The organism is Pseudomonas sp. TH10, from assembly GCF_016651255.1.
Lineage (GTDB): Bacteria > Pseudomonadota > Gammaproteobacteria > Pseudomonadales > Pseudomonadaceae > Aquipseudomonas.
The window spans coordinates 13,496-30,964 of record NZ_JAEKEG010000032.1 but is presented as its reverse complement, the minus strand read 5'-3'; the positions used below and the strand labels follow the sequence as shown (position 1 = coordinate 30,964).

The following is a 17,469-nucleotide window of genomic DNA, read 5'->3' as shown; positions in this document are numbered from 1 at the left end:
ACAATCGCAGCTTACCGAGAGGCATGCGCTCTGCTAAAATGCGCCGCCTTATCCGTCTGTAGGCTGCACTGTGCCATTTACCTGGGTTGACTGGGCGATCGTTGCAATCATCGCCATCTCCGCTTTGATCAGTTTGAGCCGCGGCTTCGTCAAGGAAGCATTATCGCTGGTGACCTGGATCATCGCAGGAGCGGTTGCCTGGATGTTCGGTGGCTCACTGTCCGAGTACCTCGCCGGATACATCGAAACCCCATCGGCTCGCGTGATCGCGGGCTGTGCCATCATGTTTGTCGCCACGCTGATCGTGGGCGCAATGATCAATTATCTTATCGGCGAGTTGGTTCGCGTCACCGGGTTGTCCGGGACCGATCGATTCCTCGGCATGGCCTTCGGCGCTGCGCGTGGCGTGTTGCTGGTGGTCGTGGCGGTCGGGCTGTTGAGCCTGGGGCCGGTACAGCAGGACGGGTGGTGGAAAGAATCACAGCTCGTGCCAAAGTTTCTATTGGTCGCCGACTGGTCCAAAAACCTGATCCTCGGGTGGAGCAGTCAGTGGCTTGCCAGCGGAATCAGCGTACCCGCTGATATTCCGTTCAAGGAGCAATTCTTGCCGTCGGCGAAAACGCCACAGTGAGTGTTGTTCAGTTCAGATCCATTAAGTAGGGGTTGCGTCGCATGTGTGGCATCGTCGGTATCGTCGGTAAGTCGAACGTCAATCAGGCGCTGTATGACGCGCTAACCGTGCTCCAGCACCGCGGCCAGGACGCTGCCGGTATCGTCACCAGCCATGATGGCCGGTTGTTCCTGCGCAAGGACAATGGCCTGGTGCGTGACGTGTTTCAACAGCGTCACATGCAGCGTCTGGTCGGTCACATGGGTATCGGTCACGTCCGTTACCCGACCGCGGGCAGCTCGACTTCGGCCGAAGCCCAACCGTTTTACGTCAACTCGCCTTACGGCATTACCCTGGCGCACAACGGTAACCTGACCAACGTTGAACAGTTGGCCAAAGAGATTTACGAATCCGATCTGCGTCACGTCAACACCAGTTCCGACTCGGAAGTGCTGCTCAACGTGTTCGCTCACGAACTGGCCCAGCGCGGCAAGCTGCAACCGACCGAAGAAGATGTGTTTGCTGCCGTGACCGACGTGCATAACCGTTGCGTCGGTGGTTACGCGGTGGTTGCCATGGTGACCGGTTACGGCATCGTCGGTTTCCGCGATCCGCACGGCATCCGCCCGATCGTGTTCGGCCAGCGTCACACCGACGAAGGCGTCGAGTACATGATCGCGTCCGAAAGCGTTTCGCTGGACGTGCTTGGCTTCACCCTGATTCGCGACCTGGCACCCGGCGAAGCGGTCTACATCACTGAAGACGGCAAGCTGCACACCCGTCAGTGCGCGACCAACCCGTCCCTGACCCCATGCATCTTCGAACACGTCTATCTGGCGCGTCCGGACTCGATCATCGACGGCGTGTCGGTCTACAAGGCCCGTCTGCGCATGGGTGAGAAGCTCGCCGAGAAGATCCTGCGCGAGCGTCCAGAGCACGACATCGACGTGGTCATCCCGATTCCGGACACCAGCCGCACTGCAGCGCTGGAACTGGCGAACCACCTGGGCGTGAAATTCCGCGAAGGCTTCGTGAAGAACCGCTACATCGGCCGGACCTTCATCATGCCGGGCCAGGCAGCGCGGAAGAAATCCGTACGCCAGAAGCTTAACGCCATCGAACTGGAATTCCGCGGCAAGAACGTCATGCTGGTGGACGACTCGATCGTACGCGGCACCACCTGCAAGCAGATCATCCAGATGGCCCGTGAGGCCGGCGCGAAAAACGTCTACTTCTGCTCGGCTGCTCCAGCGGTGCGCTTCCCGAACGTATACGGCATCGACATGCCGAGCGCTCACGAACTGATCGCCCACAACCGTTCGACTCAGGACGTGGCGGATCTGATCGGCGCCGACTGGCTGATCTATCAGGACCTGCCTGACTTGATCGAAGCGGTCGGTGGCGGCAAGATCAAGATCGAAAACTTCGATTGCGCAGTGTTCGACGGCAAGTACGTCACCGGCGACGTCGATGAGGCTTACCTGAACAAGATCGAACAGGCGCGTAACGACTCCTCGAAGATCAAGACCCAGGCGGTCAGTGCGATCATCGATCTATACAACAACTAAGTAACCACCGGCCTGTAGGAGCAAGGCTTGCCCGCGAAGACTTTGGCGCTGCCGAAGGACCTTTCTCGGGCAAGTCCTGCGCCACAGGCCGGTTTAGTATCCATTACCGAGTAAGGCAAGGAGTGACAGCATGAGTCAGGATTGGGATGCCGGTCGGCTGGACAGCGACCTTGAAGGCGTAGCGTTCGATACCCTGGCCGTACGTGCCGGTCAGCACCGTACGCCGGAAGGTGAACACGGTGATCCGATGTTCTTCACTTCCAGCTACGTATTCCGCACCGCTGCCGATGCCGCGGCGCGTTTTGCCGGGGAAGTGCCGGGCAACGTTTACTCGCGCTACACCAACCCGACCGTGCGTGCGTTCGAAGAGCGCATTGCCGCGCTTGAAGGCGCCGAGCAAGCCGTGGCCACTGCCACCGGCATGGCGGCGATCATGGCCGTGGTCATGAGCCTGTGCAGCGCCGGTGATCATGTGCTGGTGTCGCGCAGCGTTTTCGGCTCGACCATCAGCCTGTTTGAAAAATACTTCAAGCGTTTCGGCGTAGAAGTCGATTACGTGCCCCTGGCGGACCTGTCCGGCTGGGATGCGGCCATCAAGGCCAATACCAAATTACTGTTCGTCGAGTCGCCGTCCAACCCGCTGGCAGAGCTGGTGGACATCGCCGAACTGGCGAAAATCGCCCATGCCAAGGGCGCGATGCTGGTCGTGGACAACTGTTTCTGCACCCCTGCGTTGCAGCAGCCGCTGAAGATGGGCGCGGACATCGTCGTGCACTCGGCGACCAAGTTCATCGATGGCCAGGGGCGTTGCATGGGCGGCGTGGTTGCCGGTCGTGGCGAGCACATGAAAGAAGTCGTCGGCTTCCTGCGCACCGCCGGGCCAACCCTGAGCCCGTTCAACGCCTGGATTTTCCTCAAGGGTCTCGAAACCCTGAACCTGCGGATGAAGGCGCACTGCGCCAACGCTCAGCAACTGGCCGAATGGCTGGAGCAGCAGGACGGTATCGAGAAGGTGCATTACGCCGGCCTCAAGAGCCATCCACAGCACGCACTGGCCCAGCGTCAGCAGAAGGGCTTCGGTGCGGTCGTCAGTTTTGAGGTCAAGGGCGGTAAAGAGGGCGCCTGGCGCTTTATCGATGCCACCCGACTGATTTCGATCACTGCCAACCTCGGTGACAGCAAAACCACCATCACGCACCCGAGCACCACTTCCCACGGTCGCCTGGCGCCGCAGGAGCGTGAAGCCGCCGGGATCCGCGACAGCCTGATCCGCGTCGCGGTGGGCCTGGAAGACGTGGCGGACCTGCAAGCCGATCTGACGCGCGGCCTGGCTGCGCTGTGATCGAGTTGTCCGCGCCCGGCACGGGCACCAATGGCCGCGTCGCGCTGGTCACGGGTGCTGCGCGTGGCATCGGCCTGGGCATTTCGGCTTGGTTGATCAGTGAAGGCTGGCAGGTGGTGCTGACCGATCTGGATCGTGCGCGCGGCTCGAAAGTGGCGAAGGTGCTGGGCGAAAGTGCCTGGTTCATTGCCATGGATGTTGCGGACGAAGGTCAGGTTGCGCTCGGTGTGGCTGAGGTGTTGGGTCAGTTTGGTCGTCTCGATGCGCTGGTGTGCAACGCGGCGGTCGCTGACCCGCATAACATCACCCTGGAAAGCCTCGATCTGGCTTACTGGAATCGCGTGTTGGCGGTGAACCTCAGTGGGCCGATGTTGCTGGCCAAGCACTGCGCGCCGTATCTGCGTGCGCACAACGGTTCGATCGTCAATCTGGCCTCGACTCGTGCGCGGCAGTCGGAGGCCGACTCCGAGGCGTACGCGGCGAGCAAGGGCGGCCTGCTGGCGTTGACGCATGCGCTGGCGATCAGCCTCGGGCCGGAGATTCGTGTGAATGCGGTGAGCCCGGGCTGGATCGATGCGCGGGACCCTTCAGCCCGCCGCGCCGAGCCGTTGTCCGACGCCGATCATGCTCAGCATCCGGCGGGCAGGGTAGGGACGGTTGAAGATGTGGCGGCGATGGTGGCCTGGTTGCTGTCCAGGAACGCCGGTTTTGTCACGGGGCAGGAGTTTGTGGTGGACGGCGGCATGACCAAGAAGATGATTTACAGCGAGTGACCGGCAGCCGTATTGATGCTGGATGCTCTGCAGATTTGGCGAGCAAGCCCGCTCCCGCAGTGGCGTTGTGTGGGACCCATAGCCTGTGTTCACTCACAATCCGCTGTGGGAGCGGGCTTGCTCGCGAAAGCGGTCTGGCGGCAGAACCATTCGCCACTGACACGATTTCGTCTTTTTTAGAAAAACTTCAATCCTGCTATTGACTTAGGTTCGCTACCTGCGTAAATTTCGCGGCCTCGGAGATGCAAACGGGTGATTAGCTCAGCTGGGAGAGCGTCTGCCTTACAAGCAGAATGTCGGCGGTTCGATCCCGTCATCACCCACCACTCCCCGAGAAACTTGCGTAAGCAAGAGCGTAGGCTGAAAGTGCCTGCACCGACGCGCAGCGGTAGTTCAGTCGGTTAGAATACCGGCCTGTCACGCCGGGGGTCGCGGGTTCGAGTCCCGTCCGCTGCGCCATATTTTCCGAGTCAGGTCTGACCTGATTCGAGATCAAAAGAGAGATTGAAAAATCTCGGAGCTTTTGATCAGACGAGTTAGGACGCAAGTCCAAAGCGATACGCAGCGGTAGTTCAGTCGGTTAGAATACCGGCCTGTCACGCCGGGGGTCGCGGGTTCGAGTCCCGTCCGCTGCGCCATATCTGCTACAAGGCCCACTGAACGCCTTGGAGCTACGAAGAAGCCGTTGGTGACTTCGAGTCGATAGCAAAGACCCTGGTCGAAAGACCGGGGTTTTTTGTGTCTGCGATTTGCTTCTTTCCTGAACCGCTATCCCCCGTCCTGCAGGAGCGAGCTCCCACAGGACGGTCTTTATGCGCGCTCAATGCATAAAGAGCTTCCTTCCCGGCACTGACATTAATTAGAATCACTCTCATTTACGATAACTCCTGGCACAGGGCTTCTAGATGAGTGATGCAGTGGTGCCGAAGGAGCCAACCCTTCACGACCTGTACCGCGATCACCGTGGCTGGCTTGAAACCTGGTTGGGGAGGCGCTTGGGCAACGGCTGTGATGCGGCTGATCTGAGCCAGGACACTTTCCTGCGGGTGCTTGCCAGTGCGCAACCGATCGCCGACATGCGCGAGCCACGCGCGTATTTGCTCACCGTCGGCAAACGTCTGCTGAGCAATTTCTATACCCGCCGCAGCCTGGAAAAAGCCTATCTCGAAGCCCTCGCGCAATTGCCTGAAGAATGCGTGCCTTCACCCGAGCAACGTTGGGTGCTGCTGGAAACCCTGCAAGCGCTGGACGAATTGCTCGACGGTTTGCCGCGAGCGGTGCGTCGCGCCTTTCTCTGGAGTCAGCTCGAAGGCCTGACCTACGGGCAAATCGCGGAACGCCTGCAAGTGTCCGAACGTACCATCAAGCGTTACATGGCTCAGGCTTATGAACATTGCCTGCTGGTGGACCTGTGAACACTCAGGCGTCCGACTCGCGCCAGGCCGTTCGCGCCGCCGCGCAATGGCTTGCGCTGCTGGAATCCGGCGGTGCCAACGAGCAGGACCGCGCGAACTTGCAGCGCTGGCGTGATACCTGCGCCACCCACGAGCAGGCCTGGCAGAAAGCCCAGGCGCTGCGCCAGCGTTTTGCCGACCTGCCATCGGGGCTGGCGCTGAGCAGCCTGGATCGTCCGGATGCGGCGAGGCGCAAAGTGCTCAAGCGCGCCCTGGGCGCGGTGGCCCTGGTGCCGGCGGCGTGGCTGATCAGTCGGCAACTGCCGCTGGATGCCTGGCGCGCCGATTTGCACACCGCCACCGGCGAGCGCCAACAGATCCGGCTTGCCGACGGCAGCGCGCTGCAGCTCAACACGGCCAGCGCGGTCGATGTGGACCTGCAGGCACGCCGCGTCAAGCTGATCGAGGGCGAAATGTCCCTGACAGTGCCAGGTGATTCGCCGCTGACCATCCAGACCCGTTTTGGCAATGTCATCGTCAGCCGCAGTGAAGTCTGCGTTCGCCAGGACGCACGCGGCTGTCGGGTTTCGGTCTACAACGGCGCCGTCCAGTTACAGCCTTTGCATGGGGCGGGCCTGGCCTTGCGCGCGGGCCAGCAGGTCAGCCTGCAGGCTGCCGGTGCCGGATCCATCAGCGCATTCGACACCCTGGCGCCGGGTTGGCGCGAGGGCGTGCTGATGGCGAAAGACCAGCCGCTGGGGGACTTCCTGCGCGAACTGAGCACCTATCGACCAGGTGTCCTGCGCTGGGAGCCGGAGCTGGAAGCCCTGCGAGTTACCGGCAGCTTCCGTCTGGACGACACTGACCGGGTGCTCGCGCTGCTCGCCGCCAGTCTGCCCCTGGAGGTGCATTCCCGGACTCGCTATTGGGTCACGTTGCTGCCGCGCAAAAATAGTGTGTAAACCATGGCCCCTTTTTTCGACTCGCCTGTCATTGAAGGCATGTGAACGATCAAGAGAGCCTATTCAAATGCCTAACGCTTCTTCCCCGCGCCTGCGACCGTTGTTGCACCTCAGCCTGCTGCTGGGCCTGAGTGCCAGTCCATGGTTGATCTCCCCAACCTGGGCCGAGGACGGTAACCGGCGCAGTTATCAGGTGCCCGCCGGCAGTTTGAGTGCCGCGCTGACGCGTTTTGCCGGGTTGGCCGGGGTCAATCTGTCGGTGGATCCGGCGCTGGTGAGTGGCCGCAAGAGCAACGGATTGTCCGGTGAGTTCGCCGTGGAGGAGGGGTTCAGCCGCTTGTTGCTGGGCTCCGGTCTACAACTGCAAGCGGTGGGCGATCATGCTTACACGCTGATTCCTGCCGCCGAGGGCAGCAGCCTGCAATTGGCGCCGACTTCGATTCTAGGTGCGACCGGCACAACGGAGGCGGATGTGTTTGCCGGTGGTCAGGTGGCGCGCCGTGGCTCACAGGGTTTGCTGGGCGCCAGGGACTTCATGGAAACCCCGTTCAGCATGACCACTTACACCAGCGAAGCGGTGAAGAACCAGCAGGCGCGCACCCTGGGTGATCTGATCGGCAGCGACCCGTCAGTGCGCGCGACCAACCCGGCGGGCGGCCGCTATGAGCAGTTCACCATCCGTGGTTTCAGTCTGTTCAACAGTGATGTGTCTTATAACGGGCTCTACGGCGTGTTGCCGACCTACACGATCGACATGGAAATGGCCGATCGGGTCGACATCCTCAAAGGCCCGAGCCAACTGATCAACGGCATTTCCCCGCGGGGCAGTGTAGGGGGCGGGATCAACGTGGTGCCCAAGCGCGCCAGCGACCAGCCGATCACCTCATTGACCGCCAATTACGCCTCCAACAATCAGGTCGGTGGCGCCGTGGATGTCGGTCGCCGTTTTGGCGAAGACAACCAGTTTGGATTGCGCTTCAACGGGGTTAAACAGTCCGGTGACACGGAGTGGGACCATCAGAGCGTCGACCGCGACATGGCCGTGCTCGGCCTGGATTTTCGCGGTGAACGCTTGCGCCTTTCGACCGATATCGGCCACACCGAACGCGACACCGATGCGCCGCAGGAACGCGTGCAGGTTGCGGCCAATGCCAAGGTTCCAAGCGCGAACAATGTGCATCGCAACTACGCGCAACCGTGGAGCCAGGCGAAAACCGAGGACACCTTCGGCACGCTCAACGCTGAGTTCGACGTCAATGAATCGGTGATGCTGTACGGCGGCGTCGGTGCGCGCAAAAGTAATCATGACTTCTTGCGCCACGCCGTTTCCGTGACCAACGACGCCGGTGATTTCAGCGTTCTGCCGCGCGATTTCACCCGCGACGAGAATGTGCGCACGGCCACGGCGGGTGTGCGCAACTGGTTCCACACCGGGCCGGTGAGCCATGAAGTCAATCTGGCGGCCAACTATTTCTATATGGATTTCGAGAACGGTGGCGCGCGTTATGCGGCGGGTCGCAGCAATCTGTATGAGCCGGTAGAAACGGCAAAACCCGGTACGCCAACGCGCAATGACGCCAAGGTCTACACCGAGAATCGCTTCAGTGGGGTGGCCTTGTCCGACACCCTGGGGTTCTTCGAGGACCGCTTGCTGCTGACCCTTGGCGCCCGGTGGCAGCGGGTGAAGGTCGATGACTGGTCCGACAACATCAAGGGCGCCACTGCCTATGACGAAGAAAAAGTTTCGCCGTCGGGCGGTATCCTGTTCAAGGCCACTGACAAGTTGTCGCTGTACGCCAACTACATGGAGGGCCTGAGCCAAGGCAAGATCGCCCCGTCGACCTCGGTCAACGAAGATGAAATCTTCCCGCCTTTCGTCAGCCGCCAGGTCGAGGTCGGCGCCAAATACGACGCCGGCCCATTCGCGGTTACGGCGGCGGTCTTCCGCATCAAGCAGCCGGCATATGAAACCAACGCGACCACACGGGTCTTCGGCCCGAACGGCAAACGCGAGAACAAAGGTGTGGAGCTGAGTGTGTTCGGTGAACCCCTGGATGGCTTTCGCCTGCTCGGTGGGGTGATGTACATCGACAGCGAATTGACCCACACCACCAACGGCACTTTCGACGGCAACCGCGCGCCCGCAACGCCCAAATACAACGTCAACCTCGGCGCCGAGTGGGACGTGCCCACCGTCCAGGGCCTGACCCTGACCACGCGTGGCATCTACTCCAGTTCGCAGTACCTGGACCAGTCCAACAACAAGGAAATCGACTCCTGGGAACGCTTCGACGTGGGCGCCCGCTACGCGTTCAAGGTCGACGACAAGACCATCACCCTGCGCGGCAACGTCGAGAACGTCGCGGACAAACGCTACTGGAGCTCCGCAGGCGCCTCGGATGACAGCGAGCCTGGCTTGACACTGTCTACGCCACGCACTTACCTGCTTTCGGCGACAGTGGATTTCTAGGGTCGCTCGCGCGCCTTGCTGCGATGACCCCGGCTCAGCTGTCATCGCAGGCTGACCTCAAGCCATCGCCAGCAGGCTTACTCCCACAGTTATTGGTTGTGAACTCCCCTTTGTGTTCACTGAAAATCCCTGTGGGAGCCGGGCTTGCCCGCGAAGGCGATGGTGCATCCGATAGACATCTGACTGGCTTGGCGCCATCGCGCTCACTGCCCAGCGCCCCCCAAAAAACCAAAAATTTTTGATCATCCGGTCAGTTTTTTGTAACTGGTTGTTTGCCCCGAGCGCATAAACCTTTAAAGTTAACCTTTCGGTCAGCTTTGCACTGTCAACACGCCCTTTGCTCCGTCCTAAAAGGGTTCCTGCAAGACTCGAGATTCCCAGAACATAACCAGAAGGGCGGACACATAACCGCCCAGAGGATGATCCATGTCCAACCGTGATATATCCCGGCGCTCGTTCCTCCAGGGCGGGCTGGTGGCGGGTGTGAGCGTCACGCTCACGCCGCTCAGCAGTCAGGCGCTGGCTGCCTTGATGGAAAACAGCGTCACCGTGCCGTCCGAGAAATGGCTCGGCAACAACGGCAAGGCGCGCCAGCGTAACGATGCACTGTCCAAAGTCTGCGGCAGCAAAGTGTTTGCCCGCGACATCCGCTCCAAGGACATGCCGGGCTGGCCTGAGCAGCAAGGTCACGCCATGCTGCTGAAAACCATCAAGGCTGACCGCATCTACGACGGCTACGACCTGTCGTGGCTCGGCGCCGACTTGCAGCCTGACCGCATCGTCACCGCCGCTGATCTGGACAAGGACGGCATCGTCTTCCCGGAAGAGCATGCGCCGGATCCACTGTTGCCTGAAGGCAAGGTGCCGATGTTCATCGGTCACCCGGTGGCCATCCTGATCTGGAATGACTTCGAGCGTTTCCGCCAGGCCAAGAACAAACTCAAATTCAATGACAAGGCGATTCGTTACGGTGCCCAAGTACCGTTCTACGAAGGCGACCCCTACGGTAGCTTCCGCTATGTGCGCGTCGGCGGCCCGACCTCGGCAGACGAAGACGAATTCGCCAGCCTCAAGGACTCGATCCTCTTCCCGATGCTGAAAAACCGTCGCCCGGTGTGGAATTCCCAGCCGAACCTGCACGGTAACCTGACCGAGCGTGGTCTGTTCTACGCCGACCGCATGAAGAAAGAGATCGACACGCCGCCGGACAATTGGCTGGTGTTCGACGAGCGCTACAAAACCCCATCGATCGAACCGGCCGCCATGGAGCCGGACAACGGCAACGGCTGGTACGACCCGAAAACCAAGACCCTGCACTTCGTAGTGGCCACTCAGTGCCCATTGGAAGCGGCGACCGAGACCGCGAAAATGATCGCGCCGTCGCGCTTCGGCCTGGACAACCTGAACATGCACCCCGGTTACACCGTGGGCTACGGTTCCAAAGACCACAACATCTTCGTTTACTACGCAGCCCTCGCTGCCCTGTACGGCGCTGGTGTGCCGGTGCGCCTGGCGAACGACCGCTACGAGCAATTCCAGAGCGGCATCAAGCGTCACCCGTTCGACATCCGCTACCAATTGGCCGTGGACAAAAACGACTACAGCTTCAAGATTTTCCGCGCTGAAATGAGCGTCGACGGTGGTGGTCGGATCAACTACAGCCCGTCGGTGGCCGCGGTTGGCGCCACCGCAGCGCAGTCGATCTACTACATGCCGCAGAACGATCTGCAAGTCACCGCGTACCACTCGCGCGGTGTTGAAGCGGGTTCGATGCGCGGCTACGGCACCCTGCAGAGCATGGCGTCGACCGAGATGATGGTTGACGAAATTGCCGGTCGCCTGGGCATCGACGCCATCGACCTGCGCAAGAAAAACGCCATGGTTTCGGGCATGAAAAATACCCAGGGTGCGGTGCCGGCGGGTGCCTTGCGCCTGCATGAGATTCTCGACAAGGCCTCGGTGCACGAAGTCTGGAAAAACCGCGACGCGATCAAGAAGCAACGTGAAGCCGCCGACCCGGACAACTGGTACGGCGTCGGTTTTGCCATTTGCCAGAAAGACTTCGGCACCGGTTCCGAAGCGCCGATGGCGAGCATCGAGTTCACCGCTGAAGGTCGCATTACCCTGCGCCACATCGGTATCGAGATCGGCACCGGCATGTCCACTTCGCAAGCGCTGGTCGTGGCCGATTTCCTCGGCAGCCCGGCGCATGAAGTGAAGACTGGCGAAACCGAATGGAAGGAAATGCAGCTGATCACCAGCGGCAACCCTTACATCATGAGCCAGGCCGAGCAGGACAACCTGCTGCGCAACCCGCGCTGGGTTGGCAAGTTGGCCTCGGCGTCGTCGGCGACCAACTCTGCTTATTACTTCAGCCATGCCACCCGTGAGGCGGCGCGCGTGCTGTTCAACAACGGTTTGTGGCCAGCGGCGATGGAGATCTGGCGCCAGGGCCCGTATGGCGGTCAAGCCAACCCTTACGTGGTGCGTCGCGAAGATGCGCATTGGGTCGACGGCAAGCTGACGGCCAACGGCATGCAGCCGCTGAGCTTCGAAGAACTGGCCAAACACGCTCACGAGCGTGGTCTGGTGACCGGTGCCACCGTACACGCCTTCAACCGCTGGAGCTGGGCCGAGGCGGAGTACAGCATCGATGGCGTGCGTGAACGTCTGCCTCTCGACGGTCTGGCGGTGAAGTACGGTGATGGTGCGCCAAAAGCGAAGAAAGCGCTGATGAGCACGGCTGGTTTCCACCTGCTCGATCGCCAGAACATCAACTACCCGGTGACCCAGCTGAACAACGCTGCCGTGACCTACTACAGCCCGGTCGCCACGCTGGTCGAGTTGAAAGTGAACAAGGGCTCGGCCGAAGTGCAGGTGCTCAACCACCACTCGTGGGTCGAGTGCGGTCGTGTGCTGGTCGAAGAATTGGTCAAGGGCCAGATGGAAGGCGGTATCGCCATGGGCATCGGTCACGCCTTGATGGAAGAAATGCCGCTGTACGAAGGCGGGCCGGGGGAGGGCGACTGGAACTTCAACCGTTACCGTTTGCCGATGGCGCGCCACGTTGCCGTGTGGAAACAGACGGCGGAAATCCTGCCGCCGCTGTCCCCGAGCGACCCCTCCAAAGGCATCGCCGAAGTGGTGATGATCCCGGTCGTGGGTGCCATCGGTAACGCCGTGGCCCACGCCATTGGCAAGCGCGTTCGCGACCTGCCTATCACTTCTGCCCGCATCAAGGAGGCCCTCAATGGCTAACCGTCCGCTTCAACTGACCCTCAACGGTCAAACCGTCGGCCCGGTGGAGATCCCTGATGACCTGCCGATGATCGACTACCTGCACGAGTACAAGAACCTCACCGGTTCCCGCCTGGGCTGCGGCCAGGGCATCTGCCATGCCTGCGTGGTGATCGTCGACAACCCCGACGGCACCAGCGAGGAAGTGCGCACCTGTATCACCGGGGCGCACTATTTCGAAGGCAAGAAAGTACGGACCATCGAAGGCCATGCCACTCGCGATGAGCAGGGCAAAGTCACTGAGCTCAACCCGATCCAGCAGCGCTTCGTCGATGAGTTCGCGTTCCAGTGCAGCTACTGCGCGCCCGGTTTCGTCAATGCCGCGACCGTGCTGGTAGAAAAGCTGCAGCGCCAGCCGATCGTCAAGAGCCAGCTGGAACAGGTCATCGAGGACAGCCTCGGCCATCACGTCTGCCGTTGCACCGGGTACGTGCGTTATTACAACGCCACCCGCAACGTGCTGACCGATCTCGGCCTGGTCAAGGAGGGTTAAGCATGAAGCTTTTTCTGACCCGCCTGACCCTGGCGGTCGGTCTTGCTGCGCCAGTGTTGTTTGTTCACGCCGAAGATCAGGTCAAGCGCGGCGAGTACCTCGCTCGCGCGGCCGACTGCATGGCTTGCCACACGGCTCCGGGCGGCGCGCCTTTTGCGGGTGGTCTGCCGATCGTCTCGCCGTTCGGCACGATCTACGGCACCAACATCACGCCGAGCAAAGATCACGGCATCGGTTTATACAACGATGACGAGTTCTTCGCTGCGCTGACCGAAGGCAAGCGTCGCGACGGTGCGAACCTGTACCCGGCGATGCCTTACACCTCGTATCACCTGATGCCGCGCGAAGATTCCGACGCGATCCATGCGTACCTGAAAACCATCGAACCGATCGAACGCGCAGCACCGGTCACCAGCCTGAGCTTTCCATTCAACGTGCGTCCGGGCCTGATCGGCTGGAACATGATGTACGGCAAGGCGCTGAAACTGGAGTCGGCTGAAGGGAAAAGTGAAGCCTGGAAACGTGGCCAGTACATGGTCGAAGTGCTTGGTCACTGCGGCGAATGCCACACGCCACGCGGCCTGCCAGGCGCGATGCAGTTGGATAAACGCCTGACCGGCGGCATTCTCAACGGTTATCTCGCGCCGAGCCTGCTGGCCACTGATCTGGCCGCTCGCGGCTGGAACGAGCAGGATCTGGGTACGTTCCTCAAGCACGGCATGAGCGCGCAAGGGACGATGTTCAACGAGATGTTCCCGGTGTTCCACAACAGCACGCAAGGCCTGAACGATACCGATCTGGCGGCGATGGCAACGTTCCTGCTCGGCGACAAACCGCCGGCAGCCAAAGCGCTGGTTGAAGTGCCCCTGGAGCAGTTGAGTGCCAGCGCCCGGCGCGGTCGCCAGGAATACCTCAACGTCTGCGCCGGTTGTCATGCGGTAGAGGGCGAGGGCAAGCCGCACATCGCAGTGGCCATGCGTGGCAACACCACGCTGCGCCTGACCGATGCGCGCAACCTGCTACGGGTGATCGAGGACGGCATCGGCGAGCAGCAGTTTGTCGGCTTCGAACGCATGCAACCGATGCCGGGCTTTGCCGACAAACTCAGCCCTGGCCAGTTGACCGACCTGCTCAATTACCTGCGTCAAGGGTGGGGTGGTCAGCCGGGTGAACTGACAATCGGCGACGTGCAGAAGCTACAAGCGGACGCCCCTCCAACCGAACACAAGGTGCATTGATATGCAGCATCTGGATCTGCAAGTGGTACGGCGCGCGCTGCAATGGTCAACGGCCGGCCAGCAGGTCTGGCTGTGTACGGTGCTCGCCACCTACGGCTCGGCGCCTCGCGCGCCGGGCTCGCTGCTGGCGGTGAACGGCGGAGGGCAGTGGATAGGTTCGCTGTCGGGAGGTTGCGTAGAGGAAGACTTTCTCGAGCGCGTCGCCGAAGGCGCATTCGCGCAAGCCGTGTGCGTGGTTCGCTACGGCGAAGGAGATGACCCGCGCTCGCGCATCAGCCTGCCGTGTGGCGGGATTCTTGACGTGCTGGTGGAGACGCTTGAGCCGACGTGCGAGGTTCAGGCGCATCTGCGGGAGCTGGAATCGGCGTTGCTGGGCCAGCGGCGCCTGATCCGCGAAATCGATCTGGCCAGCGGCGCCCGTGACGTGTTCGTGGACCGGGAGCAGGGCGCGCGTATCGAGCGCGAAGTCGATCGGGTTCGTGTGCGCATCGGCGCTGCCCAGCGCTTGTTGCTGGCGGGTTACTCCAGCGTCGCCCAGGCCTGTGCGGAGTTTGCGGTGGGCCTTGGGTTCGAAGTCATCCTCTGCGAACCCCGGGATGAAGTGCTCGAAGGCGTGGTGCTGAACAACGTCGAGATCCGCCGGCAGCTGCCTTCGGTCTTCATCGCCGACGGAGGCTGCCATAGCGATACGGCAGTCGTTGCATTAACCCACGACCCGCGCATCGATGACCTGGCGATGATGGAAGCGGTGCGTACGGACGCGTTCTACATTGGCGTCATGGGCTCGGTGCAAACCTCGCAGAAGCGCTTCGAACGCTTGCGCCGCATTGGTGGGCTGGGCGAAGCCGAACTGGCACGGATCCACGCGCCCATCGGCCTCAACCTCGGCAGCAAAACCCCCGCAGAAATCGCCCTGGCGGTGCTCGCCGACATCCTGCGAATCCGCAGCGGCATCGCCCGGGATCAACTCTAAACGCCCTGTGGGACAACACCAGTGGGAGCGGGCTTGCTCGCGTCAGTCAGTACCCGAATTTATCCCGCAACCCGTAATACCAAGCCCCCAGCGCCGCAAACGGCGTGCGCAACATCTGCCCGCCCGGGAACGGATAGTGCGGCAGATCCGCAAACGCATCAAAACGCTCGGCCTGACCACGCAATGCCTCAGCCAGCACCTTGCCGGCTAAATGCGTGTACGTCACGCCGTGGCCGCTGCAGCCCTGCGAGTAGTAAATGTTGTCACCCAAGCGTCCCACTTGCGGCAAACGCGACAGCGTCAGCAGGAAGTTTCCGGTCCAGGCGTAGTCAATCTTCACATCCTTGAGCTGCGGGAAAGCCTTGAGCATTTTCGGGCGAATGATTGCCTCGATGTTCGCCGGATCACGCGCGCCATACACCACGCCACCGCCGAAGATCAGACGCTTGTCGCCAGTCAGGCGGTAATAGTCGAGCAAGTAATTGCAGTCTTCAACGCAGTAGTCCTGAGGCAATAAGGCTTTCGCCAGCTCATCACCCAGCGGTTCGGTGGTGATCACCTGCGTACCGCATGGCATCGATTTGGCCGCCAGCTCCGGCACCAGGTTGCCGAGGTAGGCGTTGCCGGCGACGATAATGAATTTGGCGCGCACGCGGCCTTGCGGCGTGTGCACGACCGGATTGGCTCCGCGCTCGATGCGCACGGCAGGCGATTGCTCATAAATAGTACCGCCGAGGGATTCCACGGCCGCTGCTTCGCCGAGTGCCAGGTTCAGCGGATGAATATGTCCGCCGCTCATATCCAGCATCCCACCGACGTACTGTTCGCATCCGACCACTTCGCGAATGCGACGTTGATCGAGCAGTTCCAGTTGCGTGTGGCCAAAGCGCTCCCAGAGACGCTTCTGCGATTCCAGATGGCCCATCTGTTTGGCAGTCAGGGCGGCAAACACGCCGCCGTCCTTCAGGTCGCACTGGATGTTGTATTTGGCCACGCGCTCGCGAATGATCCGGCCGCCTTCGAAAGCCATATGCCCGAGTAATTGCGCTTGCTTCGGGCCGACGGTGCGTTCGATGACGTCGATGTCACGGCTGTAGCTGTTAACGATCTGCCCGCCATTACGCCCGGAGGCGCCGAAACCGACCTTGGCTGCTTCGAGCACGGTGACGCGAAACCCGTTCTCCAGCAGGAACAGGGCAGAGGACAGCCCGGTATACCCGGCGCCAATCACACAGACGTCCGTCTCCACATCACCCTGCAGGGCCGGACGTGGCGGTACGGCATTGGCCGACGCAGCATAATAAGACTCTGGGTAAAGGGTGTTCGCCATCCTGCCGCCTCTGTGTTTAATATATTTTACGAGTGCGTCGATCCTACCCGAGTTGAAAAACCTCCGCCAGCCACCGGAAAATCCCGGTTGCTGGGCCGAAATTAAATATTTTGCATATTCATAGGGTTAGGTGAAAAAAAGGTGTTGACACCCCTCCGGAATTCCGTAGAATGCCGCCTCACAGCAGGCACGTAGCTCAGTTGGTTAGAGCACCACCTTGACATGGTGGGGGTCGTTGGTTCGAGTCCAATCGCGCCTACCAAACAAAATCCGCTCTGCTGGGCGGTCTAGAAGGGCTCACCGAAAGGTGGGCCTTTTTTGTGCTTCAGGTTTCATGCAGAACGTTCACAATTTATAGGCTTCGTTCACACTGGGCAATGTGAACGCCGTGACTGTCAGTTCGTAGGGTGGAGTTCTTCACCTACTTCTCAGCCCTTTCCACCACCTGTCATCTCTCGCTTGAGCGACCGCTCACCGATCTGTACTGTACGCATATACAGTTATTGGCGTGTGCGTGATGGAAGACGATTTGATCGACGATTCTGGGTTTGAGTTGGGTATGCCTACGCATGTGGAAATGCTTAAGCACTACTGCTCTGTACTGGAAGCTGAGCTGGACACAACACGTCAGGATCTACGCAGGGCCCATAAGACCATTGCCGGGTTGATCGTCATGTACAGGGGCGGATCGAAGGAGCTGGCAGCCCTGAAGGTTGAGCGCGAAAAGCTGAAGTGGACACTCAGTGAAATGTACTGCCAGGAACGTGAACAGGGAATGAGCCAAGGGGGACGCCTACGTTGACTACTCGAAACGGCAGGGGTCCTAATTCCAGAGAGAAGGTGTGGCGTGATGGCGAGATTAGGTGGGTCGCAAGGTGTGCCGATCTCCTCTGTTTTGTCATGGACTGCTGAAGATTCTGAGGTAGATTTGTCATTGGCTTGTTCCCGGCAATTTGCTCGTCCTGACTTTTATTGAACCTCTTTGCCGGGCAAACGTGATTTGCAATTGCCAGTATTGT

The 17,469-nt window shown here is 60.7% G+C and carries 13 protein-coding genes and 4 tRNA genes; 16 read left to right on the top strand and 1 reads right to left on the bottom strand.

Annotated features, from left to right (window positions below):
- Window positions 1–70 precede the first annotated feature (70 nt).
- The 14 genes from JFT80_RS04670 (at window position 71) to JFT80_RS04605 (ending at window position 15,120) form a co-directional block, all read left to right on the top strand.
- Window positions 71–631 (top strand): CvpA family protein, encoded by a 561-nt coding sequence (locus JFT80_RS04670; RefSeq protein ID WP_201147085.1) that lies wholly within the window; start codon window positions 71–73, stop codon window positions 629–631.
- A gap of 41 nt (window positions 632–672) precedes the next feature.
- Window positions 673–2,178, top strand: a complete 1,506-nt coding sequence (purF, locus tag JFT80_RS04665; protein ID WP_007913462.1) for an amidophosphoribosyltransferase — start codon at window positions 673–675, stop codon at window positions 2,176–2,178.
- Window positions 2,179–2,308: 130 nt separating this feature from the next.
- Window positions 2,309–3,520, top strand: coding sequence for an O-succinylhomoserine sulfhydrylase (locus JFT80_RS04660; protein WP_201147084.1), 1,212 nt, complete (start codon window positions 2,309–2,311; stop codon window positions 3,518–3,520).
- Window positions 3,517–4,293: an SDR family oxidoreductase gene (locus JFT80_RS04655; protein WP_201147083.1), complete on the top strand. Its 777-nt coding sequence runs from the start codon at window positions 3,517–3,519 to the stop codon at window positions 4,291–4,293. Before JFT80_RS04660 ends, JFT80_RS04655 begins: the two co-directional genes overlap by 4 nt.
- Before the next feature lie 250 nt (window positions 4,294–4,543).
- Window positions 4,544–4,619 (top strand) — tRNA-Val (locus JFT80_RS04650).
- Between the two features lie 56 nt (window positions 4,620–4,675).
- Window positions 4,676–4,752, top strand: a tRNA-Asp gene (locus JFT80_RS04645).
- 102 nt (window positions 4,753–4,854) lie between these two features.
- Window positions 4,855–4,931, top strand: a tRNA-Asp gene (locus tag JFT80_RS04640).
- Between the two features lie 267 nt (window positions 4,932–5,198).
- On the top strand, window positions 5,199–5,708 hold the full coding sequence (locus JFT80_RS04635) for a sigma-70 family RNA polymerase sigma factor (RefSeq protein WP_201147082.1): 510 nt from the start codon (window positions 5,199–5,201) through the stop codon (window positions 5,706–5,708).
- A complete protein-coding gene (locus JFT80_RS04630; RefSeq protein WP_122838220.1) occupies window positions 5,705–6,649 on the top strand; it encodes a FecR domain-containing protein in 945 nt (314 codons plus the stop codon). Before JFT80_RS04635 ends, JFT80_RS04630 begins: the two co-directional genes overlap by 4 nt.
- Window positions 6,650–6,716: 67 nt before the next feature.
- The gene (locus JFT80_RS04625) at window positions 6,717–9,119 is read left to right on the top strand and encodes a TonB-dependent receptor (RefSeq protein WP_201147081.1); all 2,403 of its coding nucleotides are present in this window, start codon (window positions 6,717–6,719) and stop codon (window positions 9,117–9,119) included.
- Between the two features lie 426 nt (window positions 9,120–9,545).
- Entirely contained in the window at window positions 9,546–12,377 is a 2,832-nt protein-coding gene (locus JFT80_RS04620) for a xanthine dehydrogenase family protein molybdopterin-binding subunit (RefSeq protein WP_201147080.1), read from the top strand.
- On the top strand, window positions 12,370–12,909 hold the full coding sequence (locus JFT80_RS04615) for a (2Fe-2S)-binding protein (protein WP_201147079.1): 540 nt from the start codon (window positions 12,370–12,372) through the stop codon (window positions 12,907–12,909). The genes JFT80_RS04620 and JFT80_RS04615 overlap by 8 nt, the downstream gene beginning before the upstream one ends.
- Before the next feature lie 2 nt (window positions 12,910–12,911).
- Window positions 12,912–14,147, top strand: coding sequence for a cytochrome c (locus tag JFT80_RS04610; protein WP_201147078.1), 1,236 nt, complete (start codon window positions 12,912–12,914; stop codon window positions 14,145–14,147).
- Between the two features lies 1 nt (window position 14,148).
- Window positions 14,149–15,120: an XdhC family protein gene (locus tag JFT80_RS04605; protein ID WP_201147077.1), complete on the top strand. Its 972-nt coding sequence runs from the start codon at window positions 14,149–14,151 to the stop codon at window positions 15,118–15,120.
- Between the two features lie 46 nt (window positions 15,121–15,166).
- Here JFT80_RS04605 and JFT80_RS04600 read toward each other — a convergent pair whose 3' ends face one another.
- On the bottom strand, window positions 15,167–16,450 hold the full coding sequence (locus JFT80_RS04600; RefSeq protein WP_201147076.1) for an FAD-binding oxidoreductase: 1,284 nt from the start codon (window positions 16,448–16,450) through the stop codon (window positions 15,167–15,169).
- 185 nt (window positions 16,451–16,635) lie between these two features.
- Here JFT80_RS04600 and JFT80_RS04595 point away from each other — a divergent pair.
- A tRNA-Val gene (locus tag JFT80_RS04595) sits at window positions 16,636–16,712 on the top strand.
- A 255-nt stretch (window positions 16,713–16,967) separates the two neighbouring features.
- Window positions 16,968–17,252: a hypothetical protein gene (locus JFT80_RS04590; protein ID WP_242482790.1), complete on the top strand. Its 285-nt coding sequence runs from the start codon at window positions 16,968–16,970 to the stop codon at window positions 17,250–17,252.
- The last annotated feature ends 217 nt before the right edge of the window (window positions 17,253–17,469 follow it).